At 58.2% G+C, this 22,018-nt stretch carries 27 protein-coding genes and 1 pseudogene; 13 read left to right on the forward strand and 15 right to left on the reverse strand.

Going from position 1 to position 22,018, the window contains the following annotated elements; genetic code table 11:
* Window positions 1-147 precede the first annotated feature (147 nt).
* Window positions 148-1,263 (forward strand): tyrosine-type recombinase/integrase, encoded by a 1,116-nt coding sequence (locus ACU0FH_RS10685; protein ID WP_446194596.1) that lies wholly within the window; start codon window positions 148-150, stop codon window positions 1,261-1,263.
* A gap of 114 nt (window positions 1,264-1,377) precedes the next feature.
* On the opposite strand, the gene repC is transcribed toward ACU0FH_RS10685, so the two are convergent.
* The 4 genes from repC to ACU0FH_RS10705 all read right to left on the reverse strand — a co-directional run bounded on the left by repC (window position 1,378) and on the right by ACU0FH_RS10705 (window position 5,800).
* Complete coding sequence (gene repC, locus ACU0FH_RS10690; protein ID WP_446194597.1) at window positions 1,378-2,658, reverse strand: plasmid replication protein RepC; 1,281 nt, start codon at window positions 2,656-2,658, stop codon at window positions 1,378-1,380.
* Window positions 2,659-2,878: 220 nt separating this feature from the next.
* Window positions 2,879-3,895: a ParB/RepB/Spo0J family partition protein gene (locus ACU0FH_RS10695; RefSeq protein WP_446194598.1), complete on the reverse strand. Its 1,017-nt coding sequence runs from the start codon at window positions 3,893-3,895 to the stop codon at window positions 2,879-2,881.
* Window positions 3,892-5,250 (reverse strand): ParA family protein, encoded by a 1,359-nt coding sequence (locus tag ACU0FH_RS10700; RefSeq protein ID WP_446194599.1) that lies wholly within the window; start codon window positions 5,248-5,250, stop codon window positions 3,892-3,894. The genes ACU0FH_RS10695 and ACU0FH_RS10700 overlap by 4 nt, the downstream gene beginning before the upstream one ends.
* A gap of 211 nt (window positions 5,251-5,461) precedes the next feature.
* Complete coding sequence (locus ACU0FH_RS10705) at window positions 5,462-5,800, reverse strand: DUF736 domain-containing protein (RefSeq protein WP_446194600.1); 339 nt, start codon at window positions 5,798-5,800, stop codon at window positions 5,462-5,464.
* A 595-nt stretch (window positions 5,801-6,395) separates the two neighbouring features.
* On the opposite strand from ACU0FH_RS10705, the gene ACU0FH_RS10710 reads away from it, so the two are divergent.
* Window positions 6,396-6,560 (forward strand): hypothetical protein, encoded by a 165-nt coding sequence (locus ACU0FH_RS10710; RefSeq protein ID WP_446194601.1) that lies wholly within the window; start codon window positions 6,396-6,398, stop codon window positions 6,558-6,560.
* 16 nt (window positions 6,561-6,576) lie between these two features.
* Here the strand turns inward: ACU0FH_RS10710 and ACU0FH_RS10715 are convergent, their stop codons facing one another.
* Complete coding sequence (locus tag ACU0FH_RS10715; RefSeq protein WP_446194602.1) at window positions 6,577-7,287, reverse strand: IS6 family transposase; 711 nt, start codon at window positions 7,285-7,287, stop codon at window positions 6,577-6,579.
* A gap of 154 nt (window positions 7,288-7,441) precedes the next feature.
* On the opposite strand from ACU0FH_RS10715, the gene ACU0FH_RS10720 reads away from it, so the two are divergent.
* Together ACU0FH_RS10720 and ACU0FH_RS10725 are read left to right on the forward strand one after the other, a co-directional pair.
* Window positions 7,442-7,783 (forward strand): type II toxin-antitoxin system RelE/ParE family toxin, encoded by a 342-nt coding sequence (locus ACU0FH_RS10720; RefSeq protein WP_446194603.1) that lies wholly within the window; start codon window positions 7,442-7,444, stop codon window positions 7,781-7,783.
* Window positions 7,780-8,073 (forward strand): helix-turn-helix domain-containing protein, encoded by a 294-nt coding sequence (locus ACU0FH_RS10725; RefSeq protein ID WP_446194604.1) that lies wholly within the window; start codon window positions 7,780-7,782, stop codon window positions 8,071-8,073. Before ACU0FH_RS10720 ends, ACU0FH_RS10725 begins: the two co-directional genes overlap by 4 nt.
* Before the next feature lie 8 nt (window positions 8,074-8,081).
* Here ACU0FH_RS10725 and ACU0FH_RS10730 read toward each other — a convergent pair whose 3' ends face one another.
* Window positions 8,082-8,339 carry a DUF2493 domain-containing protein gene (locus ACU0FH_RS10730; protein ID WP_446194605.1) on the reverse strand — a complete coding sequence of 86 codons (258 nt, stop codon included), beginning with the start codon at window positions 8,337-8,339 and terminating at the stop codon, window positions 8,082-8,084.
* A gap of 41 nt (window positions 8,340-8,380) precedes the next feature.
* Window positions 8,381-8,506, reverse strand: a complete 126-nt coding sequence (locus tag ACU0FH_RS10735; RefSeq protein WP_446194606.1) for a hypothetical protein — start codon at window positions 8,504-8,506, stop codon at window positions 8,381-8,383.
* A 946-nt stretch (window positions 8,507-9,452) separates the two neighbouring features.
* Between ACU0FH_RS10735 and ACU0FH_RS10740 the strand changes: the two genes are divergently transcribed.
* The 4 genes from ACU0FH_RS10740 (at window position 9,453) to ACU0FH_RS10755 (ending at window position 11,962) form a co-directional block, all read left to right on the forward strand.
* A complete protein-coding gene (locus ACU0FH_RS10740; RefSeq protein WP_446194607.1) occupies window positions 9,453-9,758 on the forward strand; it encodes a hypothetical protein in 306 nt (101 codons plus the stop codon).
* The gene (locus tag ACU0FH_RS10745; RefSeq protein WP_446194608.1) at window positions 9,752-10,216 is read left to right on the forward strand and encodes a DUF2442 domain-containing protein; all 465 of its coding nucleotides are present in this window, start codon (window positions 9,752-9,754) and stop codon (window positions 10,214-10,216) included. The genes ACU0FH_RS10740 and ACU0FH_RS10745 overlap by 7 nt, the downstream gene beginning before the upstream one ends.
* A gap of 159 nt (window positions 10,217-10,375) precedes the next feature.
* Window positions 10,376-11,542: an HPP family protein gene (locus ACU0FH_RS10750; RefSeq protein WP_446194609.1), complete on the forward strand. Its 1,167-nt coding sequence runs from the start codon at window positions 10,376-10,378 to the stop codon at window positions 11,540-11,542.
* A gap of 174 nt (window positions 11,543-11,716) precedes the next feature.
* The gene (locus ACU0FH_RS10755; RefSeq protein WP_446194627.1) at window positions 11,717-11,962 is read left to right on the forward strand and encodes a WGR domain-containing protein; all 246 of its coding nucleotides are present in this window, start codon (window positions 11,717-11,719) and stop codon (window positions 11,960-11,962) included.
* Between the two features lie 279 nt (window positions 11,963-12,241).
* Here the strand turns inward: ACU0FH_RS10755 and ACU0FH_RS10760 are convergent.
* From ACU0FH_RS10760 to ACU0FH_RS10770, 3 genes and pseudogenes are all read right to left on the reverse strand, one after another.
* Window positions 12,242-12,499: pseudogene (locus ACU0FH_RS10760) on the reverse strand (DDE-type integrase/transposase/recombinase); the annotation flags it as partial.
* 101 nt (window positions 12,500-12,600) lie between these two features.
* Window positions 12,601-13,428, reverse strand: a complete 828-nt coding sequence (locus tag ACU0FH_RS10765; protein WP_446194610.1) for a hypothetical protein — start codon at window positions 13,426-13,428, stop codon at window positions 12,601-12,603.
* Complete coding sequence (locus ACU0FH_RS10770; RefSeq protein WP_446194611.1) at window positions 13,425-13,901, reverse strand: hypothetical protein; 477 nt, start codon at window positions 13,899-13,901, stop codon at window positions 13,425-13,427. The genes ACU0FH_RS10765 and ACU0FH_RS10770 overlap by 4 nt, the downstream gene beginning before the upstream one ends.
* 354 nt (window positions 13,902-14,255) lie before the next feature.
* Between ACU0FH_RS10770 and ACU0FH_RS10775 the strand changes: the two genes are divergently transcribed.
* A complete protein-coding gene (locus tag ACU0FH_RS10775; protein ID WP_446194612.1) occupies window positions 14,256-14,447 on the forward strand; it encodes a WGR domain-containing protein in 192 nt (63 codons plus the stop codon).
* Between the two features lie 1,062 nt (window positions 14,448-15,509).
* On the opposite strand, the gene ACU0FH_RS10780 is transcribed toward ACU0FH_RS10775, so the two are convergent.
* The 3 genes from ACU0FH_RS10780 to ACU0FH_RS10790 form a co-directional block, all read right to left on the reverse strand.
* Window positions 15,510-15,890, reverse strand: a complete 381-nt coding sequence (locus ACU0FH_RS10780; RefSeq protein ID WP_446194613.1) for a hypothetical protein — start codon at window positions 15,888-15,890, stop codon at window positions 15,510-15,512.
* A gap of 262 nt (window positions 15,891-16,152) precedes the next feature.
* Entirely contained in the window at window positions 16,153-16,740 is a 588-nt protein-coding gene (locus tag ACU0FH_RS10785; protein ID WP_446194614.1) for a hypothetical protein, read from the reverse strand.
* Window positions 16,741-17,049: 309 nt separating this feature from the next.
* Complete coding sequence (locus ACU0FH_RS10790) at window positions 17,050-17,436, reverse strand: hypothetical protein (protein ID WP_446194615.1); 387 nt, start codon at window positions 17,434-17,436, stop codon at window positions 17,050-17,052.
* A gap of 305 nt (window positions 17,437-17,741) precedes the next feature.
* On the opposite strand from ACU0FH_RS10790, the gene ACU0FH_RS10795 reads away from it, so the two are divergent.
* The 4 genes from ACU0FH_RS10795 (at window position 17,742) to ACU0FH_RS10810 (ending at window position 20,839) form a co-directional block, all read left to right on the forward strand.
* Window positions 17,742-18,209: a hypothetical protein gene (locus ACU0FH_RS10795; protein WP_446194616.1), complete on the forward strand. Its 468-nt coding sequence runs from the start codon at window positions 17,742-17,744 to the stop codon at window positions 18,207-18,209.
* Window positions 18,191-18,748 (forward strand): hypothetical protein, encoded by a 558-nt coding sequence (locus ACU0FH_RS10800; protein ID WP_446194617.1) that lies wholly within the window; start codon window positions 18,191-18,193, stop codon window positions 18,746-18,748. The genes ACU0FH_RS10795 and ACU0FH_RS10800 overlap by 19 nt, the downstream gene beginning before the upstream one ends.
* A gap of 873 nt (window positions 18,749-19,621) precedes the next feature.
* Window positions 19,622-19,975 carry a hypothetical protein gene (locus tag ACU0FH_RS10805; RefSeq protein ID WP_446194618.1) on the forward strand — a complete coding sequence of 118 codons (354 nt, stop codon included), beginning with the start codon at window positions 19,622-19,624 and terminating at the stop codon, window positions 19,973-19,975.
* A gap of 345 nt (window positions 19,976-20,320) precedes the next feature.
* Window positions 20,321-20,839: a hypothetical protein gene (locus ACU0FH_RS10810; RefSeq protein ID WP_446194619.1), complete on the forward strand. Its 519-nt coding sequence runs from the start codon at window positions 20,321-20,323 to the stop codon at window positions 20,837-20,839.
* 518 nt (window positions 20,840-21,357) lie between these two features.
* Here ACU0FH_RS10810 and ACU0FH_RS10815 read toward each other — a convergent pair.
* On the reverse strand, window positions 21,358-21,648 hold the full coding sequence (locus ACU0FH_RS10815; RefSeq protein ID WP_446194620.1) for a CcdB family protein: 291 nt from the start codon (window positions 21,646-21,648) through the stop codon (window positions 21,358-21,360).
* Window positions 21,636-21,905, reverse strand: a complete 270-nt coding sequence (locus tag ACU0FH_RS10820; RefSeq protein ID WP_446194621.1) for a type II toxin-antitoxin system CcdA family antitoxin — start codon at window positions 21,903-21,905, stop codon at window positions 21,636-21,638. The genes ACU0FH_RS10815 and ACU0FH_RS10820 overlap by 13 nt, the downstream gene beginning before the upstream one ends.
* Window positions 21,906-22,018: the final 113 nt, after the last annotated feature.

Genomic DNA, 22,018 nt, shown 5'->3' on the forward strand with positions numbered 1-22,018 from the left:
CATGGATGCCGGATAGTCTCACCAATGGTGACTCAAATCGGCGTCCAGTCTCACATACCCTGAATCGGTTTCAGAAATGCGACACAGGCAAGCTATTGAAAATAAATGGAACGCAGTCTCAGAAATTCCGGCAGACCGACAGATAAGATGAATCCAACGGACGGAAAATCGATCTCATCAAGGCCGGCTTTATCCGAAGATGAAAGACTCGACGAGAGGAAGCGGGAAAGAAGCGAACCCATCGCCCTGCCCGACCATGTGGCCGGATCCGGCAGGCTCGATCGTCTGGTTGACACCGCCCGCGACTATGCGCGCGCCGCAGCCTCTGAGAACACGCTGAAGGCCTATGCGAAGGACTGGGCCCACTTCGCCCGCTGGTGCCGGATGAAAGGGGCAGAGCCCCTACCCCCTTCCCCCGAAATGATCGGGCTTTATCTGGCCGACCTTGCGTCCGGGTCGAGCCTCTCCCCATCGAAGTCGGCGAAGCGATCCCTCTCGGTTTCGACCATAGACCGCCGCCTGTCAGGCCTCGCCTGGAACTATGCACAGCGCGGTTTCACCCTCGATCGCAAAAACCGCCACATCGCGACGGTGCTGGCCGGGATCAAGCGCAAGCACGCGCGCCCGCCGGTACAGAAGGAAGCGATCTTGGCGGAGGACATCCTCGCGATGGTGGCCACCCTGCCCTACGATCTGCGCGGGCTCCGAGATCGGGCAATCCTACTGCTCGGCTATGCTGGCGGCCTCAGGCGTTCGGAAATCGTCAGCCTTGACGTTCACAAGGACGACACGCCGGAGTCTGGGGGCTGGTTCGAGATCATGGAAGAAGGTGCTCTGCTGACCCTCGATGCGAAGACCGGGTGGCGCGAGGTTGAGATTGGCCGCGGTTCCAAAGACCAGACCTGCCCCGTCCATGCCCTTGAGCAATGGTTGCACTTCGCGAAAATCGACTTCGGACCTGTGTTTGTCGGGATCTCGCGGGATGGCAAGCGCGCGCGGGAAAAGCGGTTGAATGACAAACATGTCGCAAGGCTGATCAAGCGCACGGTCCTGGACGCTGGCATCCGTTCCGAACTTCCCGATAAGGAGCGGCTTGCGATGTTTTCCGGCCATTCCCTGCGCGCCGGTCTTGCCAGTTCAGCTGAAGTCGACGAGCGCTATGTCCAGAAACACCTGGGCCACGCCTCGGCCGAGATGACCCGGCGCTATCAGCGGCGTCGCGATCGTTTCCGCATGAACCTGACCAAGGCCGCCGGTCTCTGATACCCTGCCCAAGAGCATTTCCAGTTCCAGATGCATCGGTTTTCGCTGCCTCTCGCCTACGGCTCGTAAGCGAAAAACCGATCTTCACTGACAATAAAAACTGGAAATGCTGTATCACGCCGCCTGCCCGCTGAGCCTGCCATAGAAGCTGCGCTCAAGATGCAGTTCCCCTGCCCCGGCCTTTTCGACCATGCCGCGCAGATAGCCACCCGGCGAGGAAACTTCGCCTGCACAATGCTTCTCGAAGACCAACGCCAGCGCCGCCGTCGCCACCTGTTTTCCCAAGCGGCCTTGCGCCACATTCCAGGCATGCTCCGACACCCCGATCATCGGCCTGAGCTGCCCGGCAACTCGGTGCAAATCGCCCCAATCCTTCAGGAACCCGCCCATATTGCGCGCCCAAGATGCGAATTCGGGACAGGCCTGCATCACAGTCGGCAGATCCAGCGCTGCGCGCTTCTTGCGCACCGCGGCAACCCAATCTTCCAGCTCCCTATCAACCTGATCTTCGGGCTGAGCATTGGGTACCACGGCCTCGACTTCCTCTTTTTCGGAGGAATTACAGGTTACAGGGTTAAGTTGGTTTGTAATTAGTATATGAGGGTCAGAAATGACCTCCCTGGGGTTCATTCTTCGAGTCTTCTTAGAAACTTGTTCGTTGGTTTCCGGCGTGTTTTCCACAGGCAGGACAACCTCCGTCGCCTTGAGATAGGCGGCCTCGACACGCTCTTGGAGTTCCCTGAACCACGTCAGCAGCCGAGCAAGCTGCTCGGAAGCTTCATGACGGCTGGGAAGCCGGTCCAGAAGCTCTTCGAAGAGCCCCGTGAACCGCGTCCACGGCCCGCACAGAGCGCTGCTGACGGCAGCCTCAATTCGCGCGCGGATCATCCGACGTGCCACCGTGATCTGTCGCTTCAGGCGCTGGCAAAGCTCGCGCTCGGCCTGCAGCTCGGTATGCAGCTCCTCGAATTCCTCGACGCGAGCTGAGAGCGGCGACAGATCGAAGCCGTAGGCCTCGACAATGCGCCCCTCGGCGTCCCTGCGGCCCCAACGCTTTCCGTTCGGGCTGTCCTGGAAGGAAATCACGCCGATCTCGGCCAGGCGCCGTGCATGGCGCTTGAGCGCGGAGAGCGAGAACCCGGTCTGCTCCATCAGATAGGCGTTCGACGCCCAGACGATCGGGCGCTGCCCCTCCTCCCAGTCCTGGGCTTGGGTAAACGCCCCGAGCGTGTCGAGGAGCATCATGTCGCCGGCCTTGAGGCCGATGTAGGCTCCTACACGCTTCACGGCGACGAACGCCCGAGTTTTGGGTACAGCTCTCTGTTCACCGGCTTGGGCAAGCTGCTCTGCGATGCCAAGACCCGGTGTCGGCTTGCGCCAACCTGTATGTTTCATGCCTGTTTCTCACCTCCAGTTATGTGGAGGCAAAAGAAAGCCGTTCGCTCTGAAGCGTTCGTCGTTGACAGTGATTCGAGAGAGACTTATCTTCAAGGCGACCAAACCAATAAGATCAGCTCTCAGGCCCTCAGCTTGGGGGCTTTTCTTTTGCCTTTAGATCACATTCTTCCTTCTTGCTCGTTGCCTCAATGTATGGAGATGCACCGGTGTTCAGGCTTTAGCCCGTCGGTGGAACCTCCTTATTCTTTGCCAAGAAGTCTGCGATCAGATCGCTCAGCTCCTCAAGCTTCGCTTGGCTCAGCGGTACGCTTGCGGCTTTGATCGAGAGATTGCCGTTCGCTGACGTAAGCGAGAGATTACGACCGCCTACCTTGCGCTTTGCGGTGATCTTCTGAGCGGGCTTTCTGACTTGCTTCTTCGGCTTGTCCTCAAGGCTGGCCAGCGCTTTTTGCAGATCCTGGAAGCTCATGTCGTAAGCGTTCTTGAACGCGTTCAAGATTTGATCTCGGGCCCCGAAAACTGCGCGAGCGCGCGACACGATACTCTCGTGAACACCAATACGCGTAGCAAACGCCACCGCAGTCGTCTTCTCACCAGACGCACGAAGTGTCTCGTACATCTCTCCAATAGCCAGTAGGCGCTCGAAAGCGCTAAGGTTTTCCCTTTCCTCGTTTTCCCGGAAACGAAGGAACAGCATCTCGAACTGCGAGTCCTCCGCGCCTCGCTTATCTGGGGGCGCCAAGATGGCTCGTAGCTTGAGCCCCAAGGTCTTCGCTGCAGCATGACGACGTCTGCCGGTCAGCATGATAAAGCGAGCATCCGCGACGTCAGTCGGGTTCAACGGGTCAGGCTTCCAATGCGGATCCTCTGGCCAAACAAGGATGGGCGTGTCTTGGCCGTTGATTTGAATGCTCTTAAGAAGTGTTTGAAAGGCCTCTTGTGCCAGCCAGTCATCACGACGATCTGAACCTAGCGGATCCTCCACTTGTTCCGGTGAAATCTGAAGCTCGTGACGGCCGTTCAGAATGTCTTCGACGAGCTGCGCACGACCCTGCTCTACCGCTGCCTGCGATTGGGCAAGTGCGCCGGCCTTCCATGCACTGCCCGCTCCCTTGAAAGCTGCAGTAGTAGAAGACGGTGCAGTGTCGACCTTTGCCTCATCGTCATTGCCACTCGGCTCAGCTGATTGGTTCAAAGCTTTCGTAACCAGCGACCTCGGGATAGTTCGCTTCATGCTGCGGTCTCCCCGTCATCGTCATCATAGAACGTGTCCATCCAAGCATTCGCATAACCACGTTCGAGGCCTGGCCACAGACGGCTGACGATTGCATCGTTTACCGCGTCTGCGTTCTCGATAAATCTGTTGATACCTTTTCGTTTGCCAGGCGTGTCAGGCTCATATTCGTAGACCGACTGATAAACGTCTGAAGCGTTCGAAATCGCGTCTGACCGAAGATAGAACACGGGCAAGATCTCCGTGGGGCAGTGCTCGAGAAGATTGCCGATGTGGTTGAGGTCCTGACCGTTGGAACGCTGCACAATGGTTGGCAAAAGCATGTTGGCACCCGAGCCAATATCGATACGCTCATGTGCTAGGATGTGCTGCAGCATGCCGAGCAGGCCGGTGACAAAGGTCGACAGTGTTGCGATGTCGAACCCCTTCATGGTCTGAGGAATGACGAGGGATGAAGAGGCTATCACATTGTTGAGCTGGAAAAGCGTCAGCGCCGGTTGATAGTCAATGATGATGCAATCCAGCGTTTCGTTCAGCGCCCGCTCAAGACGGACAGGATCGACCTTTCCATCCGTAACAAGTTCATTGGGAGCTGTTGCCGGAGGGCGCGCCTCTTTCCAGCGATCAATCGCGTCCCGAAGGTAGCGGTAGAAACTCTTCCCTGCAGGAGCTTCGCGAACCAAGCGGGCGATCTGAATTTCGCCCTCAGAGGTCTCTCCGTGCGCTGGAACCAATCGAAGCCCCGGCCAAGAAGTCTTCAAAAAGAAGCTATCCAGCATCTCCGCAGAGTGATCCGTGTAAGGCGCCTCCTCAGACTGGAAGAGGCCCGCGAAGTCCACCATCGATGGCGTTTCTTCAGTAGGCATTTGAGACAAGCCCTCACCGCCTACAAAGTAAAGTGTGATCGTGCTCTGCGGGTCAGCATCCATCACGCCAACGCGCATTCCGTAGTGAAGGCTCAGGTACTGTGCGAAATGTGCAGCGCTAAGGCTCTTGGCCGTCCCGCCCTTTTGGCTGGCAAATGAAATGACTGGAAGCGGATCGCCGGGCTTGCGCCACGCAAGATAGTCAAAAGGACGCTTTGCAGACGCCGCCATCAAAGCGCGCATATGCATCAGCTCATGAAGGTTGAAGACACGCTCGCGCCCAACGTACTCACCCTTTGGAAAGTCGTCGTTGCTATTCGCAAACTTGGTCAAATATTGGATGCTGACGTTCAAGAAGCGAGCACACTGTCGCATCGACCATGTGCGCTTGATACGATGGCGCAGCGTCAACTCTTTGTTGACGGCGACCATTGTGCGCTCCAGACCTCGTGACAGGTCGGTCAAAAACTGTTCTAGACTTCCGCTCATATCGCTGCCCCGACTTCGGTTGATTCCGAGTTCGACTCGTTTCGCCACTCATAGTAGCACTATTATGGGCGCAATTGGAAGATACCACGCGCCTACCTGAACTCAGGCGCATGATTAGAGGCTGCGAGGTGCAAAACGATCTAATCTTGAACGCGTTCAAGATCGACTTGCGGGTGCTGGGCCCGAACGATGTCGGACCCAACTCTTCAGATCACGCGGCGTCTTTCGGGCCCCAGGGGATGACGGCCTGCAGGGGCAGATCGTCCTGGTTCGCGGCCTTGCCGAGGTTGGCGTTGAAGCCGTGGTCGCGGATGGTCAGCGTGTAGTAGTCCGCGCCGGTCTCCTTGTTCTGCTTCTTCCAGATGCCGCCGCACTCGACCAGCTTGCCGCGCGGGGAGCGACCGAGGACGCGGTGCGTGGGGGCCATCGGGTTCGCACTTGCGACGGGTTCGACCGTGATGTCGAGATCAAAAGTCAGGGTCGAGATGGAGCCGACGCCCTTGGCGGTTTCGATGTCGGCGCTGGTGAATTTGATGCAGTTCATGGTCATTGCTCTTCTCCTTGTTTGCGTTGCAATGATGGTCACCTTGCTGCTGGCCAAGGCCCGGCCACACCGAAGGCAGAGCGCAGCGGAGAGGGGCAGGCGCCGGTCTTTTTGATCCGCGAGGAATGACCCGCAGGGTCAGGGGAAAAAGATCGGCGACAACCTTTGTGGCCGGGACGACAGCTGCGACCAGCATGTCATGCAACTCAGACATCGGGAGAAGTGCAGCGGTCGCGACGGAAGGTGGGTGAACAGCCGACAGCCAAGATTGCCGAAGCGATCCTTACACAGTACACCTGATCTTTCGATACATACCGCGACCGGTCGCAAGGCGACACCGGCCCGTGTTCAGTTCCTCGGTCGAGTCACCAGAGGCCTCAAGCAGAAAGCGATCTGACAGGCTGAAGAAGATGAAATGCCAAGACGAAGACACGCGCATCTGTCTCCGACGACTTTAACCCCGGCCGCGTTGCGAGCTTCGAGGATGTCTCGTATGGCATCGCGAAACTGAGCGACGACGCTTGCGACCCGGAAGATCAGGCAAAAGCTCGCGTCCGCTCCAATCCCGATACGTGTCGGCATAAGTGAAAAGGAATAGCAGTTGGACGGCGCAACACCGAATGTGATCACCGATGATGGACTGCGCGATCTGCTCTCAGATGGCTACCTCATCAAGGTGATCTGCAACCAGACTGCCGCGAAGCGCCATAACAGTTGGTATGGCTCCTGGGGGCATTGCCAAGTGATCTGCCGTGCATTGGATTAAGCGTGAGACCGCGCAATCAGGCCGATATTTCGGCAGCATAACCTTCCCACAGTTTGAAGGCGTCGGCTCTGGCATGGCGGTAGGAGAGAGTGGAAAGGCGATAGCGGCGGGGACGAAAGATCGTATTGATTTGATCGTGGGCGACGAGAAATCGTTGCGCTTTGCGCGGTGACTTGAACCGACCCATCATTTTTTCCCGCTTTCGCGTCGGCCGGTGTGACCCTTCGATCCGGTTGTTGAGCCCCTTGTGCGCCCGATGGTCGGCGCCCGGCGTGACGGCCTTGATCGGTTTGGTATAGCTGCGCAACTTGTCCGTGATCACGACGCGCGGTTCGCCATAGGCAGCAACCAGTCGGCTGAAGAAACGCTTTGCGGCTTTGCCATTGCGGCGAGGCTGGATCAGAATATCGAGCACATCTCCATTGCCATCTATTGCACGCCACAGCCAATGTTTCACGCCGTTGATCGGGACGACCACTTCGTCCATATGCCATTTGTCGTGCGGCCGGGGACGATCGCGTCGGATACAAACCGCGAACTGAGATCCGAAACGATTCACCCAGAGACGAACCGCTTCACGACTGACGATGATGCCACGCTCCGCCAGGAGATCCTCGACATCCGCCGTGCTGAGAGCAAACCTATGGTATACCCACACCGCATAGGCGATGATTTCGCGAGGAAAACGGAAGCCCTTCAGTCGCGGAAATGAGGTCGGTATGGTCATGGTGCCGCGCTATCCGAGAAGGACAACGCGATCAACTTGGCAATGTCGAAAGGGCATACAGCCGGGCCCTTGCAACCGTCGCCGACTTGCCCTTCCAGTGCGCATGCTATACGTCATTGACACATAAGCCTGCAAAACCTATATGGGACGAGAGATGACACGATTGCAAACAGTGGTCGAATTGCCCGAATTCCAGAGGCGCGCAAAGGCAATCATGTCGGACCAGGAGCGCGAGGCCGCGATCAGCTTCATTGCCGCCAATCCGGAAGCGGGCATCTCTCTTGGTGGCGGATTGCGCAAGGTCCGCATCCCAAGAGAAGGGGGCGGCAAGAGCGGCGGCTTCAGGACGGTGTATGTCTTTGGCGGGACCCATATGCCGATCTTCCTGATCACGGTCTTCGCCAAGAATGAGAAAGCCAACCTGTCGAAGACCGAACAGGCCATGGCAGTAGAGATGAGCAAGGCGCTTGTCGTGAAATATGGAGACGCAACATGAGTGCATTCGAATCCATCTCCAAGGGGCTGGAAGAAGCGCTGGCCTTCGCAGATGGCGACTTGGCCGGCGCGAAGGTCCATGAAGTGTCCGTGGCGGAAGTCGATGTCGCCGAAGTCCGGCAACGGACCGGCCTCTCTCAGGCAGAATTCGCCAAGAGCATTGGCGTCGCGAAAGGCACGCTTCTGAACTGGGAACACGGACGTCGTCACCCGACGGGTCCGGCGCAGGTTCTGCTGGCCTTGATCGCCAAGAAGCCCTCCGTGGTTCAGGACCTTCTGCGCGGCGCGTGAACCGGGGCCTAAGCCCCGATCCTCTTGATACGGATGCCGAGCTTGCGGGCCTTGTCGACGATGTTCTCGGTGATGCCCGAGCCTGGCGTGGCGATCAGACCCTGTGGCAGGGTCTCGAGCATCTTGTCGCTGCGTTTGAAGGGAGCGGCCTTGCCGTGGCTCTTCCAGTCGGATTTGAAGTCCACCTGGGTGACGCCACGGGTATCTGCCCATCGGGCCGCGATCATCTCGGCACCCTTGGGCGTGCCGCCGTGCAAGAGCACCATGTCAGGGTATTAGGCAAAGGTGGCATCAAGGACAGACCAGATCAGATCGTAGGCGTGATAGTCCCGCCCGAGAAAGCGATCCGCGTGCCTTCGGAGCAGCGCATCTCGGTCTCCTTGCGGCGCTTGGCCGAGAGATAGGCCCAGCTAACCCGACAGATCCACCACATCGAGCTTTGCAAGAAACGACCCTACGAGCGACCCTGTGAGGCCTTGGTCTTCGCGCCGAGCGAGGCGGACGCTTTGCGCATTAGCGCACGAAGGCATGGTTCGATCCGCCTCCCCCTGTACATCCTATGCAGCCCGAGCATTGGGGAAGCGACCGGAGAGTGCTTTTTCCTCCGAGTAACTGCGCATTATCAATCCGATGGAATGGAAATCTATTCCATACCCTGTGATGCGCTCCTGTCCGCACAGACAGACGAAGAAAAGCTCGAAGTAGTCTCGGCAGGTCTCGCAAACTGCATAGATACCTACTATGAACTTTTTTCAGACGACACGCTTGGCAGCGCGGTCTGATCAGCGCTGAGATCCCTGACCACATGTTACGCCGCGCGCACCCCAGATGCGCGTGTCGACATAGCGGTCGATGATCCGGCGGGTCGAGCAACCAATTTACGGCGTTCGACCCGCGTAATTTTCGAGCGCCCGCGCTCGCAAAGAGCCAGCGAATCCAGCTCTCGATTACGTGGTGGCATTGACGGGACGTGGCGAGGTAAATGCCGACGGAAATCCTGGCTTGAACGTAAAGGTTCATCGGAGATGGGTTTTTCGTTCACCTACGCCATTGCAGCGCGAAAATTAAGAATAAGTCCGGATCGCATAGGGAGGTTGCTCTCAAGCTGGTCAGCCGTTGCGACCTTGCTTGAAGATTATTGAGGCAGAGCCTATTTGGCTACGTTCAAGTCGAACATGCCGAAAGTCAAATTTTGCCACCATCCAGTAGATCAATGGTTTCTATTATTCGCGCAGAAGGCACTCAACACTAGACTGAAAAGGACAATCTCTTTCAAAGGTGCAATGGTCTAAACCAGCACTTGGGGCGGCACTAAAATTGGACAAGGGCAATTCGCAACGACGCTCGACCAGAACCGATCCTCGGACTATTATCTGACCATGACAACAAGCGATGACACCAGCATCGGGCAGAAATCGACGGGCGTCTGCGAAGATTGTGGATGCCTGGTCACCACGACATTCGCCTACCGAAACGTGCGCTTTGACGATTGCGCCGGCCGAGCAAGAAGCCTCCTCGTCGCGATCTGCAATCTATGCGGCTGTGTCGTTTCCATTCCGGCGGAATGCAAAATCACCGACCAAAATACACGAAAGCCTTTTCGCATCGGCACACTCGCCGGGATTATTGATCACGTGTCCGATTTCTTCGAGGGTACGACCAAAAGAGAAATGTCGGCATGGTAAAGGAAAATGCCAAAGCAATTTCAGCGGAGGCTGATTACGTCGAGCAAAACGGCGTTCCCGGCATAGGTGTCGAGGCCGCCCTTAACGCCGCCGGAATTGTAGAACACGAGAATGAAGAGCTTCTAAGGACACTTGCTGCAACCGACCATGATGCCGAAACGCGCGATCTCTCGGATAGCGAGATAGACGATGCGCTGTGCCGGGGCGAAACTGCGCGTGCCGCTTGGCCCCTCGCGATTGCCGCTCACTATGATCCCGTGTCCTGTCGCATCGTGGTTGATCTCGCCAATGGAAGCGCGGTCGCGCTCCATCCGAGTCAGGTGCGCGGTCTTGGCACGGCATCCACGCAGCAACTTGAGGCTGTAGAGATTTTCGAGCGTGGATTCGGATTGCGTTGGGAAGATTTGGACGTGGACGTGTCGGTTCCGGGTCTTGTCGCCACCTTGTTCCGAGCATAAACCTCGCCAGATCATTGTTCGGTGGCTCGAGGCGAGGACGTCGAAACCTTCCGATACATATACTCCAACGATACACTATATCCGGCTGATTTCTGGGTGGATCCGCTTGCGCCTTTCGCGCCTTGCTGAAACTTTAGGCAAAACTTATGAGGCGGCAGTATGATATCTCTGTTCCGTTCACTTGGTCCGGCGGTGGGCGGGACCTCAATGATCGAGGCGATCCGTGCCGGGGTAGGGGCCTTGGTCGGGCTTGGAGTAACGGGTGCATTCCTGTTGTCGCCCATGGTGGATCTGAAACTGGGCCTCTACCTGGTTGCGCCGTTCGGCGCGACTTCGGTTTTGCTCTTTGCCGTGCCCAACAGCCCGCTCGCGCAACCTTGGTCCGCAGTGATGGGAAATACTCTTGCAGCGACGGTTGGGGTAGCTGTCTGTCTCGTAGTCCGCGATCCGGTGCTGAAGATCGCACTTGCGGTAGGGCTTGCAATAACGGTTACCATCTTGTGCCGGGCGGTGCATCCGCCGGCGGGGGCCGTTGCCATGACCGCAGCGATGAGCCCGGACGCGGTCGAGCGCCTTGGCTTCTGGTTTGCCTTGACCCCGGTGGCAGCTGGTACCCTCTGTCTAGTGGTGCTGGCCGCGCTCTATGCCCGGCTTACGGGACGTCGCTATCCTTTCCGTCAATTCGATGAGCTTGGGCGCCATGGCACTGCCGATCCCGATCCGGTGGAACGGATCGGTCTTTCGGAAGAGCAACTAACAGCGCTTCTCGGTCGGTATCGGCACTCATTCAACCTGGGCGTCGAGGACCTTGCCCGGCTGATCGGTGCCGCCGAGTTGCAGGTTGCCAGCCACCGGACTGGCCCACTCCTTGCAACCGACGTCATGTCGCGCAATCTTGTGACGATCGGCCCGGACACGCCGCTCTCGGAGGTCGCGGACTTGTTCCGATTGCATTGTTTCACGTCGCTTCCTGTAACCGGGCCAGAAGAGCGCTACCTCGGAGTGATATTCCAGATGCACCTGATCACGCGCGCGCGGGAAGACGCGCTGCGCCTCCATAACGGCTACCTCGCTGCGTTTCAGCGCTTGCTCGACCGCGACCGCGCTCAGCCGGTTCGTGCCTCGGACATTATGAGCGTTGCTGGCCCGCGCGCGGTGCCAACAACGCCAATTGGAGTCCTCCTGCCGATGATGGCGGATGGTGCGGTTGATGCCGTTCCTGTTCTGGAACGGGGCCGGATCGTCGGCATCGTAACGCGGACGGACTTGATTGCCGGTCTTGCTCGATCGAGTCTACAGGATGGATTGAGAGAAGGCGGCCACTAACAGTAAGTCCGACGAATTCTCGACATCGTAGATGCTGTAACGGAGATATCTTCGATCAGGGGTAAGCCATTGAACCCAGCGGCCTCAATCCACGAAACCTCGAGTCAGAATAGAAAATAGTATAAAAGCCAGATTCTACCTGATATTGTAGCGAAGATGAAGCGCGCAACCAATATGTTCCATGATGCGAACGAATTGACGGCAGCGCCCACAAGTGTTGAACTTAAGCGGGTAGATCCCTCGCTCAACATGCGGCGATCCTACTGCATGAGTCTGCAGCTTGATCTTTTCGGCGGCGTCGACTTGGTGCGTGAGTGGGGCCGGATCGGTTGCAGAGGTCAATCCCTTATCGAACATCACTGTTGCGAAGGCGAAGCCGTAGCGTCGATGCTTGCGCTAGAAACTGCGAAGCGGAATTAAGGCTATCGGTCGGTCGAATGAATGCCGTTTTGGGGCTTCGTCAGGTTGTAGCCCACCTGACCGCCGGATAGCGAAGTGTCGTTCTAGATTTTACATCCCATGCCGTATTAAAGACTTTCGATTTCCGCGCGCCGTGATCGGCTATGCCATCTGGGCGCATCATCGGTTCGCTCGAAGCAACCAGGACATTGAGGGTCTGCTCGTGTCATGCGGTGTTTGTGTTTCCTGTGAGACAGTGCGGGACTGGGTGGCGCTACTTCGGCGCCATGGTATGCTGGGCAGGAAGCGCCTTGCGGCCTTGGCATGCCGTTGCGGCTGAACAAATATACCCAGCACACACCCGTGCGCATCCACCGCCCGTCACAGCCAGTATTTCCGGCCACTGATAGAGATGACCACCTCATCCAGATGCCATTTGTCGGCTACATGGGGCCTGTCACGTCGGAGGCAATCGGCAAAATGGCGGCCAAACCGTTTCGCCCATTGCCGGACGGCCTCCCGGCTGATCAGAACGCCCCGCTCGGTCAGAAGATCCTTGTGAGCGACACTTGAACGCGCCCCTTATGGCTTCTAAGGGTAGGGGACTTGTCACAGCAATGCTGGGTCAGGTCTCTCGCTGGCAGTATCAGGCGGAGATGCTAGGCGAGATCGGGAACGAGAGCGGCGACCTGCTCCGCCTGCCGGAGAGCCTGAAGCTTCTCGTGGGCGGAAAGCACCCCGGGCGCAAGCGCCCAGGCGCGTTCTGCTGTCATCAGGCAGTAGTCCCGGCGCAGTTCGGGTGAGAGTATATAAGTGCACTTGCCGTCCCGCCTGCGCGATGTGAGCCGGCTTTTCCGGGTCGAAAGCGGTTCATACGAGACGATGCCTACCTCTGACGTCCAGCGCCGGGAGGCAAGGATCATACCCTCCGGAAGCTTGTCATACTGTTTTTTTAGACGCCTGTCGCGGGCGGCTTCAGCGCGCCCTTCGCGGAGGATCTCGCGCGCATCGGGAAAGAGCCTTGCCATCTCCAACAGGCATTCCCCGAAGATCGCACGGACTTCCGGAGAAGCGGAAAAGGCTTTTGGCAGCTCCGCCCTGATTTCTGCCTGTTCCTCGGGAGCGAGATCCTCCAGCGCCCGCGCGGGAACCTCTGTCTGCCGTAGAGCCCATGCAACCCCCTCGAGGGCCGCGAGCAGTTGACAGACGAAGCCGGTGATCCTCGTGAGCCATCTCTGTTTTTCAGGGGTCGAGAGATGAACGCTGCTCGGGGCCACAAGCCACCCGTGCGTCCCTGTCCCAACCGAAAGCTTTGCGCCCCAGCCGTAGTACATCATGATTTCCAGGCTGACGAGCGAAGCGCGTCCGTCAAGCGTCTCGACACCGTAGGTCGTGTAGCCGCCTTCGTGCTGAATCTTGAAGGTCTGGATGGTGGCATCCTCGAAGATCATTTGCGATCTGGGTTGATGTTGGTGCTGATTTTTCATCTGGCCACTCCTTTCTCTTCCCGCTGCTGCTCGACCAGAAGGCGCACGGTCAATACCGTCTGTTTCCAGGCCAGAAGGTCGAGGAGCTCCGAGTCCGAGACACCGAGGTGATGCCGTATCGCCTCGAACCCTAGAATGGCCATCTCGATCAAGCGTCGCCCGCGCTCTGGCTCGAACGGAGGGCCGTCGTAGGACCCGAGAACCGCACAGGTTTCCCATGGCCGGGCGTCGTCGAGCGCGTCAAAAACTGGTTCCACGATGCCCTTGAGACGGACGTCATAGGGCGGGAGGTGCTGCGCGACGCGCAGCCGGAGATACTCTCCGGTCAGTTTCTTGCCGAGACAGCTGCAGAAGAAATCCATTTGCTCCGCCCCGGTGAGACCGAAGGTTGCCATGGTCCTAGCAAAAATGTCGGCCTGAGCGATGAGTGCGGGAAGGGTGAGGCCGCAGGGGCCGGTGGTCGTGAGGGACATGAGGATCTCCTGTCTCCGAGAATGTCACCGCAGCCGGGCGACGGCGGCGCAGCGCCCGGTGGCGCCTGGATAGGAGGTGGTGTCTTTTCCTGAAGGACGGAAAAGCCACCGGGCGACAATTTCTTCTCCTTTTTCCTTTCCGCCCATTGCCGGACAACCGGACCTCTTCAGCGGTTCGTTCGCGCAGTAGGCACTCAGCACTAGACCGAAAAGGGCAATTTCTTTCAAAGGTGCAATGATCTAAACCAGCACTTGGGGCGGCACTAAAATCGGACAAGGCCAATTTGCGACGACGCTCGACCAGAGCCGATGCTCGGACTATAATCTGACCATGACAACTGTCCCTCGCTCAACATGCGGCGATCCTACTGCCTGAGTCTGCAGCCTGATCTTTTCGGCGGCGTCGACTTGGTGCGTGAGTGGGGTCGGATCGGTTGCCGAGGCCAATCCCTCATCGAACGTCACTGTTGCGAAACCAAAGCCGTAGCGTCGATGCTTGCGCTAGGAATTGCGAAGCGGAATAAAGGCTATCGGTCGGTCGAGTAAACGCCGTTTGAGGGCTTCGTCAGATTGTAGCCCACCCGTTCGCCGGATAGCGAAGTATCATTCTGGATTTTTCCCACCTGTGCCGCATTAAAGACTTTAGATTTCCGCGCGCCGTGATCGGCTATGCCGTCTTGGCGCATCATGTGTTCGCTCTAAGCAACCGGGACATTGAGGATCTGCTCGTGTCACGCGGGGTTTGTGTTTACTGCGAGACAGTGCGGGACTGGGTGGCGCACTTCGGCGCCGTGGGATGTGTGCGCCTCTGTACTGCAGTCAATGTACAAGCTCGCAAGACAGCTAGGGCTCAACGAGTGCATGGTCTCGTTTCGTCCAGCGGCGACCGAACCGCACATGAGCCACAGTGGTGCGGGTCATGACGCCTCTGGGGACGGATAATGCCGTGCTTTGTTCGGTCGGAGGGAAATGGCTACAGGAACTTCGTGGTCACTGATCAGCGGTAATTAACAATCATTGGCTCTTGATGGACCGGCCATGCTTCACCCTATGGAAAAGTGGGCGGATGCCGAAGCACCCGCCCACAGGCAGCGCCGAGGGAAGCGAGGGGCGACTCGTGGTGCGCGATACGCTGCGTGCCCCTCAGATCGCAGTGGAGTGACAGAGACACCGGGAAGAGGTTCTCCCGAATCGCGGTTAGGGTACTCACAAGCCCTGCACAGGCAGGATATGCGACCTATGCGTGTTTTATGGTATGTGCATACACGACCAACATCAATTAAGACTGATGGCGCAATACACTGCCATCGTGGTCAGCCACACTTGAGTGGTCCAGTTGGATTGTCAGTGCATGATCGGCTTGGTGCGCAGCGACTTTTGCGCACTCCCGTCGCGGACCGGGCAAAGCCGAATATCCCATCTGAAAAGCGCCCCGGTATTTTTTACCTAGATTTGACCAATGCTTACGTATCCTTCGTAGATCCTTGGGCGAATTGTTTTCGTTCGCCAGGCAGCCTCGTCGGCGTGAGTTCGCGGGCGCGGGCTTCGGCGGTGGGAAAGCAGCGATTGGTTCCACCACCGAAACCAACCGCAGTGGAGGTCGATGCTCTATGCGCGATAGACGGGCACGATCAGGTTCTGTCCCACCTTTAAGAAGGGGAGTTCCGGTGAACCTGTCGCCAGCTGACAAACGAGGGCCATCCCTGCCATCAGAGCTTGTTGCTGGTCATCGAAGGGAGCCGCATCAGGCGTGCCTATGCAGTCCGGCTGACCTTTCGGAACGTCTTGGAACTGGATGTTCGCGACCCATCCGCCGCCGTGGCGTTCGACGTAGAGGTTCTCCATGTTCTCGATGGAGAAATGGGCCGGCACGCCGATGGCGGGCCGATTGCACGGCAGACGTCCGGTTACGTTAAGGGCCTGAAGAATGAACTCGAGATTGGTGAGGCCATCCGCATTGAGGTTGGACGAGAGAGAGAAGGCGGCCATTTGTCTTTGTCCTTTGTGGTTGTTTGACAACGGAGACATTCCGTTGCTTCTATTGAATTGAGACCGTCCCGGGTGGTACGGAAACGGATTGTCCGAAGAATTCGGGTGACGTTGGGAGAGGGCAGGCCGAGGTCGGATCGTCTAACGTCCGGCCTTCGGTCCGTTGTTCATTGCCTCCCATAAGTCCGGCGAGCACGGGGGCATCAGAAAATCGCCATGGGCTGCCCGTCGTCGCACCCGCAGTGCCCGCTGCGTTTCGCGATCACGCCGGCACCTTTCCGAGGAGTTGCGCCAATACAGAGGCTTTCGGGGCAGACATCTCGACCCCGCCGAGGCCATCTTGCGCTGACACGAAGCTGTTGAGGCAGGTCTGGATTTTATGGCTAAGATGATTGGGCTCGACCGCCGCTGCGGCACGGTGAAGAACAATGCTGGGCGCGAATGAGCCTGCAAGCTTGAGTGCCGACTGGTCGAGGTCAAGGGCATAGGCGAGGGTGAACGTGCGGAAGACCAGTGTGTTGATTTGCGGGCCTTCTGCACCGAGGGTCTGATGGGTTATCCGCGACAAAGCGCTATCGGCCGCAACCATTCTCTGGATGCGACGGAACGTGGCGCTTTCTGGCCCCGTGAAATTCATGATGGTCGCCTCGAGCCGGCCGTTCCGCATCACGAAACCAGCACAGGCTTCCGACACAGTCAGGCGGGGTGTGTCGACATGGCCAATATCTATGCCTACAAGATTCCGGCTGCCTCCTGCCGGGTCGCCGAGGCGATCCGAGACGGAACTTAGCCACTGTAAAGAAGGCAGCGCAGAAATCGCGGTCAGGGTGGGGGTGATGGTCGTGGTCATGGGAGATTTTCCTTTGTGTGCTGAAGCTCAATGATGATGCGGTTGATCGGGCACGAAGCCTTATGAGGAGGATTTTGGTTCGGTCCTCGAATTGCGGAAACGCGACTCGAGAAAATTATTGAAGAAGGAAGTTCGGGCTTTTCGCCGGCGTCGAAGGGGGCAGCATTTCCTGTGCTCATGGCGAACGGCGATGTTCGGTGCGGCAGTGGGCGATGATGGCGGCCTGCCTCGTCGTGGCAAAGCGCCATCTCCTGCGTTTACGGACGGGATACCGGTGTGCCGATTGGCCCGTCCTCGGCGGTGCTCACGCTAAGCGCTCCAACTGCAGATTAGGGCTCCTTGGTCTCGCGCAAGGGTAAGCAGGCGCGAGACCAGGATGCGGTAGTGGGGCAAGGCAGCCACCCAACTGTCTGGTCTACTGGTGCAAAACCCTGACGGCAGGCCTTCGAGAAAATCCTCCTGTGTCTGCGGCTGCTGCGGTGTGATCGCCCCGGAGGGCATCCCGTTCGCGTCCATCTCGTCTTCGATCCGGTCGAGAATGTTCTCGAGCATCGGTGGCGTTACATAGATGTCGTCATATTCGGGCCTGACGCGCACGTGCGGCTGATCGAAAATAAGGTCCATCAGCTGCCAATGATTGCGAAGATAGAGACGATCTTCTCCGCGAAGATCCAGAAAGTCGATGTCCATACCCATGTTCTTCTCCTTGAGGGTTCGAGGTTGATTGAGAGGTGTCTTTGAGCCTCTCGAAGAAGACATTGGTCCGTCTGAAAATTCCCAAAAGCGTATCGGCTAAAATATCTGCACCCCATCGAATTTCTTGCCGTGACGCATAGCTGCGGTGCGGGAACAGCGGCGACGTCCCGGCGGTATGCGGGGCGCAATCACGGTCAGATCCTCAAAAATATTCGGCGAAAAGCGGAACGGCACGCTTCGGTGCGCTGCAGTGCTTACGGCCACCGCAGCGCACCGAAGCGTGCCGTTCAGAACAGGATTGCTCGATGACCGAACTCAACAACAACCGGCTCCGTCCGGGAGATTTTGTATCTTTCAAATTTCCCTACAGCGATGGGCGATCCCGCTACGCGCGGCCCAGCCTCGTCGTTGAAGCGACGGATGAAGAGATCCTATTGGCCTATTGCACGACATCTCTGGAAAACGCGAACGTAGGACTAGAACTGCGGATCAATTCCGATTTTGAAGCCTGCGGTCTCGCACGTCAAAGTCGTGTCGTGCTTGCCCGTCGTGTGCGCGTAACGAGATCGGATTGTCGCTTCGTGACAAACGGATCCGGCACCGCGATCCTGGGACACTTGACCCCGGATTTGATGAGCCGAACGGAAATCTTGATGTCGCGGATCAAAAATAGTTGGGGCGATGCCAAAAGCCGAGTCTCCGCCGAACGGCAGGGCATTCACCCGTCGCGGGGACGCCGACGCAGGAAGGCAGGGTGTCTCTTTCAGGTCTGACCATCAAACGCATCACGCTCGCCGGAAGGTTTTCGCGGGCGGCGGCTATGGCGCCCGCGAAAAACTCCTCGTGGGGCTTGGCGTGGCGCAACACTACCAACAACAACATGATAGGAAAATCCATGATTGACCCCAAACTCGCCGAAGACGTTGCCACGTACGGCAAGTCGATGGGCAATGCCGTCGAAACCATTCTCGATGTTATGACCGATACCCCCGCTTGGTCGGACCGCCTGCGGTTCTTTTTCAATGAGTGCACGAGAGCTCCGGTTCGCGCGTTCCGGCGTCGAATGCTGACGACCGCCGTTCTCGACCTCGTCAGTCTCGACGCCGCTTGTCACGCATACTCGCTGGCGGACGGCAGTCTACATGCCACTGATCGTGGCGGAGCGCTCGTCGCAAAGAAGGCTCGCGCTGAACTGCTGATACTCGTGGCACGTCACGATGCGACCCTTGCACGGGATCTCGCAATCGATGCGCGCCTGCGCTCTGAAGAATACACAAAACGGCTTCAGGAACTCTTCACAAACCGCGCATGAGAACTCTAAGAAAACTCGAATGGTCCGTTCGCCCGGCCGTAATCTTTGCAGGGAAGCCGGCGGAGGCCGCCACAAGCCTCGCATCTTTTCTATCGATAGCTTTTCCGTCTCAGCAAAAAGAACAATCTAATGGGTATCGAACATGCATGTTCGAACCGAATTGAAGAGGGGATCGATCTGCGGCGCGCAGCAGACAGGTCGCCTTCGAGGTGCGGTTCTCCATGGACATGGCACGGTCGCTTCACGGCGGCCCTCGGTTCGGCGTCAAGAAATTGATGCCGGATCATCGGCAGCTTGCTGTCACGTCAAACCTTCGATGCGAACAAGCCGCGGCGCGCAGCGGTGCGTGCAAAGCGAAGGTATGGATGTGTCATGGCTGTCTTATGACCGCGTATCGCGGTTCCTGGTCCGGCGCCAAGAAATTGGCGCCGGACCCATCCCGCAGCCCTGCTGTGGAGAACGCCGGCGTTCGGCAATAGGTTACTTCTTGCGGCGCGCAGCAAGGAGTGACTTTGCCATTGAGAAATCGGACCTGGCGCTATTCAAGCTTGCGATCTGAAGCCTCAGGAATCTTCCCCGGTCGCCGCAGGTTCGTTGTACGTGACATCCGACCCGTGTCGGCATCACGTGCGGTAAAGTTAGCAAATGACGTTACCCTGCGCCTTCAGCCGCCACTCACAGAGTGCGCTTGGAAAGCGTCTCGTTCCACGATCTTTATCGTATGCGGGAGGGCAACCCCGCTCCGTGCCTGCCCGATCCAAATATCCAGCGAACATTTTTCGAGCACTTTGCGAGCCGAAGCGGCCACCGCCATTCCTTTCGTGGCCGGGTTTTTTGTTGAGAAACCCGGCCACGAAAGGAATGCCGATGGACATGGAACCCCTACTTATTCTGCAACGAGACAAGTTGAGCCGCGATCTCGCGCGCGCCTTTGCGTGGAGCGCGTACAACTATCCAAGGGTCGACGTCCCAAGGAAGGGATGGGCCGCGTGGGTCGAGCCCGACAGCATCGTTTTTGTCGCAGGGTGGCAGCGTGAATTAGGCCGACCCGAACTCGACGAGTTTGCCCATTGCACCGATACGGCGCTGCGGCAACTTGGCTACGTGACCGAGGCTCCGCTGTCGATCTGGAAGTCAATGGGCCACGTCATCTTGGCGGCCGACATATCGGCGCACGAACGCCTCCAGGCCATCGCGTTTTTCAAACGCATGAACGAAGGTCGATAGGCCCGGGTCAGCGCAGCCGCAGTGCGGCTGCGCTTTTTCATTGTCCGAAATGTCCCGGCCGGTTTTCGGCCCGGTGTCCGACTTCTGGCACGTCCTGCGAAGCGAAAGACGACACAGGCCGGGGGCCGAATGACGTGTTGGTTTCTGGCGGCGGGAAACCGGGCATCTCGTCGCATCAGTAAGCCGCTGACGGGCGGCGCGGAACCGCCCCTTGGGCAGAGTGCCTGTATGGGAAATGCCCGTGAACTCACCACCTCGAAGCGACGTGTGCGGCGTGCCACGTCGCTTCGAGATGGTCCGTTCCGGTCTGTCGGGCGATGTGCGCGAAACGAAAGGACTTGCTGCATGTTTCAGCTCCCACACGCCCCCTGGCAAACTAACCTCAAGACCGGCGATGTCGTCGCCTTCACATTCCCGCAAGGACTGGACGGCATCGATGCTGGGAATGCCCGCCCGGCACTGGTTCTCTCTGTCGTCGAGAGTGCAGGCGAACTGTTCGTCGACCTCGCCTTCGTCACGCGTCGACACCGCACCAAGCGGGGCGGGCGCACCGTGACCATCTCGGATCGGGACGAGCTGCTCGCCGCCTCACTTCGAGCCGCGACGACTTTCGATATCGATCGTCGGCTCACGGTCTCCGTGCGCAACTCCCGTTTCCACGTCAATGGAAAGACCGGCACGGCGGTGCTCGGTCGGCTGAGCGGTCAATCGCTGCGCCAGGTCGAGGGGGTTAATGCGCGTCTGCAGAGACGTGCTGAAGTGAAATCCAGACCGAATTTTCGGCGGCGGAAGGATCCGCGCCAGGTTCGCGTCGAGTATCGCAAACGGGGCCGCACCGTCGCCCGGGAAATGCGATACATATAAGCGCAGGGTAGGGGCCAGGCGTGTCGGTAAACCCGCCTGACCCTGCCGGGATGCGCGTCGATGGCGCGCATCTCCGAAACACATGCAATTGGAAATGAAGGTTCCTGGCTCTCGAGGCTCCGCTTGCCATGTCGCCCGCTGCCGGGACCTCGAGACCGTGCGGAGGTTCAAGCCGTTCTCTAACGTCGAACCACTGTTGTTCATCAAAGCCGGTTACCTACCGAGCCAAAGACAAGACGCTATTGCAACTAAGTTTTGCGTCGAAATGGGGCACCGACGGGACTCAGCACCGTCCGGGAATTCCGAGCTATGACTTCATGTAAAAGGGTCGACAGTCGCCGCGACGCGCACGCTGCAAGAGACCGGGCTGGACCGCGCGGGAGGCAATGCAGGTGCTCAAAGTGACCGAACTTGCTCCCGTGCCGCCGTTGGGACGGCCGGAGCATTCTCGGTTGGGTTCCGCTTGGTGCAACCTGAAAAAATTAGGGGATGTCCGCAAATCGCGTTGGTTTGGCAACCTAAACGCCCGCCATGAGGACATCGACAGCTTTTGTGACGAGGTCACCCTGGTCTGCGACCGTCCCGACGCGGCGCAAACCCGCCCGTCGAACAGCCGCAATCAGCCTCGTGGCGAGGACAAAGTGCTGGCCGTCATGCTCGAGTTCGGGGTTCAGATGCCTTACCGCCGGGTAGTTGGGAAGGAGAGGAATGACGACAACGGCAGGATCAGGCGGTAGCAGTTCGCTTTCGACCGTGACCATGAGAACGCCGTTGTATTCCGCGACATCGAACCGGCTCAACTCTTCCATGAAGCCCCTCCGGGAGCCGCGATGATGTCAGCCAGAGGGTGCCCGTTTCTCGCGTGCCAATCTGATTGGGCGGCGAACGCATCCGCATTTTCGGCAAGCCATTTCTCGCGTCGTGCGGCAGCGACCGCCTTGACCAATGCGGCCTCAGCGACGGCGGAGACATTGACTCCGAGCTCCTTTGCGCAATCGAGCGCTTCAGCATCAAGGGTCAGAGACGTCTTGCGCCGGATTTGAGATACCATGAAATCATACTCCATGTTGATACCTCCATTATATACCGCCACCAACATGACACAAGACTTCGAACGCCGAGGCGTCAGGTCAGCCAACACGGTTTGCGGACACCTCCAAAAAAAAATCCATGCAGCAT

The sequence above is a fragment of the Heliomarina sp. genome (assembly GCF_052826185.1).

Excerpts from the sequence above, each read along its gene's own strand:
- ACU0FH_RS10685 (WP_446194596.1), top strand. The coding sequence starts at position 148 with ATGAATCCAACGGACGGAAAATCGATCTCATCAAGGCCGGCTTTATCC.
- repC (WP_446194597.1), bottom strand. The coding sequence starts at position 2,658 with ATGAAACATACAGGTTGGCGCAAGCCGACACCGGGTCTTGGCATCGCA.
- ACU0FH_RS10695 (WP_446194598.1), bottom strand. The coding sequence starts at position 3,895 with ATGAAGCGAACTATCCCGAGGTCGCTGGTTACGAAAGCTTTGAACCAA.
- ACU0FH_RS10700 (WP_446194599.1), bottom strand. The coding sequence starts at position 5,250 with ATGAGCGGAAGTCTAGAACAGTTTTTGACCGACCTGTCACGAGGTCTG.
- ACU0FH_RS10705 (WP_446194600.1), bottom strand. The coding sequence starts at position 5,800 with ATGACCATGAACTGCATCAAATTCACCAGCGCCGACATCGAAACCGCC.
- ACU0FH_RS10715 (WP_446194602.1), bottom strand. The coding sequence starts at position 7,287 with ATGACCATACCGACCTCATTTCCGCGACTGAAGGGCTTCCGTTTTCCT.
- ACU0FH_RS10720 (WP_446194603.1), top strand. The coding sequence starts at position 7,442 with ATGACACGATTGCAAACAGTGGTCGAATTGCCCGAATTCCAGAGGCGC.
- ACU0FH_RS10725 (WP_446194604.1), top strand. The coding sequence starts at position 7,780 with ATGAGTGCATTCGAATCCATCTCCAAGGGGCTGGAAGAAGCGCTGGCC.
- ACU0FH_RS10730 (WP_446194605.1), bottom strand. The coding sequence starts at position 8,339 with ATGGTGCTCTTGCACGGCGGCACGCCCAAGGGTGCCGAGATGATCGCG.
- ACU0FH_RS10735 (WP_446194606.1), bottom strand. The coding sequence starts at position 8,506 with ATGTGGTGGATCTGTCGGGTTAGCTGGGCCTATCTCTCGGCCAAGCGC.
- ACU0FH_RS10740 (WP_446194607.1), top strand. The coding sequence starts at position 9,453 with ATGACAACAAGCGATGACACCAGCATCGGGCAGAAATCGACGGGCGTC.
- ACU0FH_RS10745 (WP_446194608.1), top strand. The coding sequence starts at position 9,752 with ATGGTAAAGGAAAATGCCAAAGCAATTTCAGCGGAGGCTGATTACGTC.
- ACU0FH_RS10750 (WP_446194609.1), top strand. The coding sequence starts at position 10,376 with ATGATATCTCTGTTCCGTTCACTTGGTCCGGCGGTGGGCGGGACCTCA.
- ACU0FH_RS10755 (WP_446194627.1), top strand. The coding sequence starts at position 11,717 with ATGTTCCATGATGCGAACGAATTGACGGCAGCGCCCACAAGTGTTGAA.
- ACU0FH_RS10765 (WP_446194610.1), bottom strand. The coding sequence starts at position 13,428 with ATGAAAAATCAGCACCAACATCAACCCAGATCGCAAATGATCTTCGAG.
- ACU0FH_RS10770 (WP_446194611.1), bottom strand. The coding sequence starts at position 13,901 with ATGTCCCTCACGACCACCGGCCCCTGCGGCCTCACCCTTCCCGCACTC.
- ACU0FH_RS10775 (WP_446194612.1), top strand. The coding sequence starts at position 14,256 with ATGCGGCGATCCTACTGCCTGAGTCTGCAGCCTGATCTTTTCGGCGGC.
- ACU0FH_RS10780 (WP_446194613.1), bottom strand. The coding sequence starts at position 15,890 with ATGGCCGCCTTCTCTCTCTCGTCCAACCTCAATGCGGATGGCCTCACC.
- ACU0FH_RS10785 (WP_446194614.1), bottom strand. The coding sequence starts at position 16,740 with ATGACCACGACCATCACCCCCACCCTGACCGCGATTTCTGCGCTGCCT.
- ACU0FH_RS10790 (WP_446194615.1), bottom strand. The coding sequence starts at position 17,436 with ATGGGTATGGACATCGACTTTCTGGATCTTCGCGGAGAAGATCGTCTC.
- ACU0FH_RS10795 (WP_446194616.1), top strand. The coding sequence starts at position 17,742 with ATGACCGAACTCAACAACAACCGGCTCCGTCCGGGAGATTTTGTATCT.
- ACU0FH_RS10805 (WP_446194618.1), top strand. The coding sequence starts at position 19,622 with ATGGAACCCCTACTTATTCTGCAACGAGACAAGTTGAGCCGCGATCTC.
- ACU0FH_RS10810 (WP_446194619.1), top strand. The coding sequence starts at position 20,321 with ATGTTTCAGCTCCCACACGCCCCCTGGCAAACTAACCTCAAGACCGGC.
- ACU0FH_RS10815 (WP_446194620.1), bottom strand. The coding sequence starts at position 21,648 with ATGGAAGAGTTGAGCCGGTTCGATGTCGCGGAATACAACGGCGTTCTC.
- ACU0FH_RS10820 (WP_446194621.1), bottom strand. The coding sequence starts at position 21,905 with ATGGAGTATGATTTCATGGTATCTCAAATCCGGCGCAAGACGTCTCTG.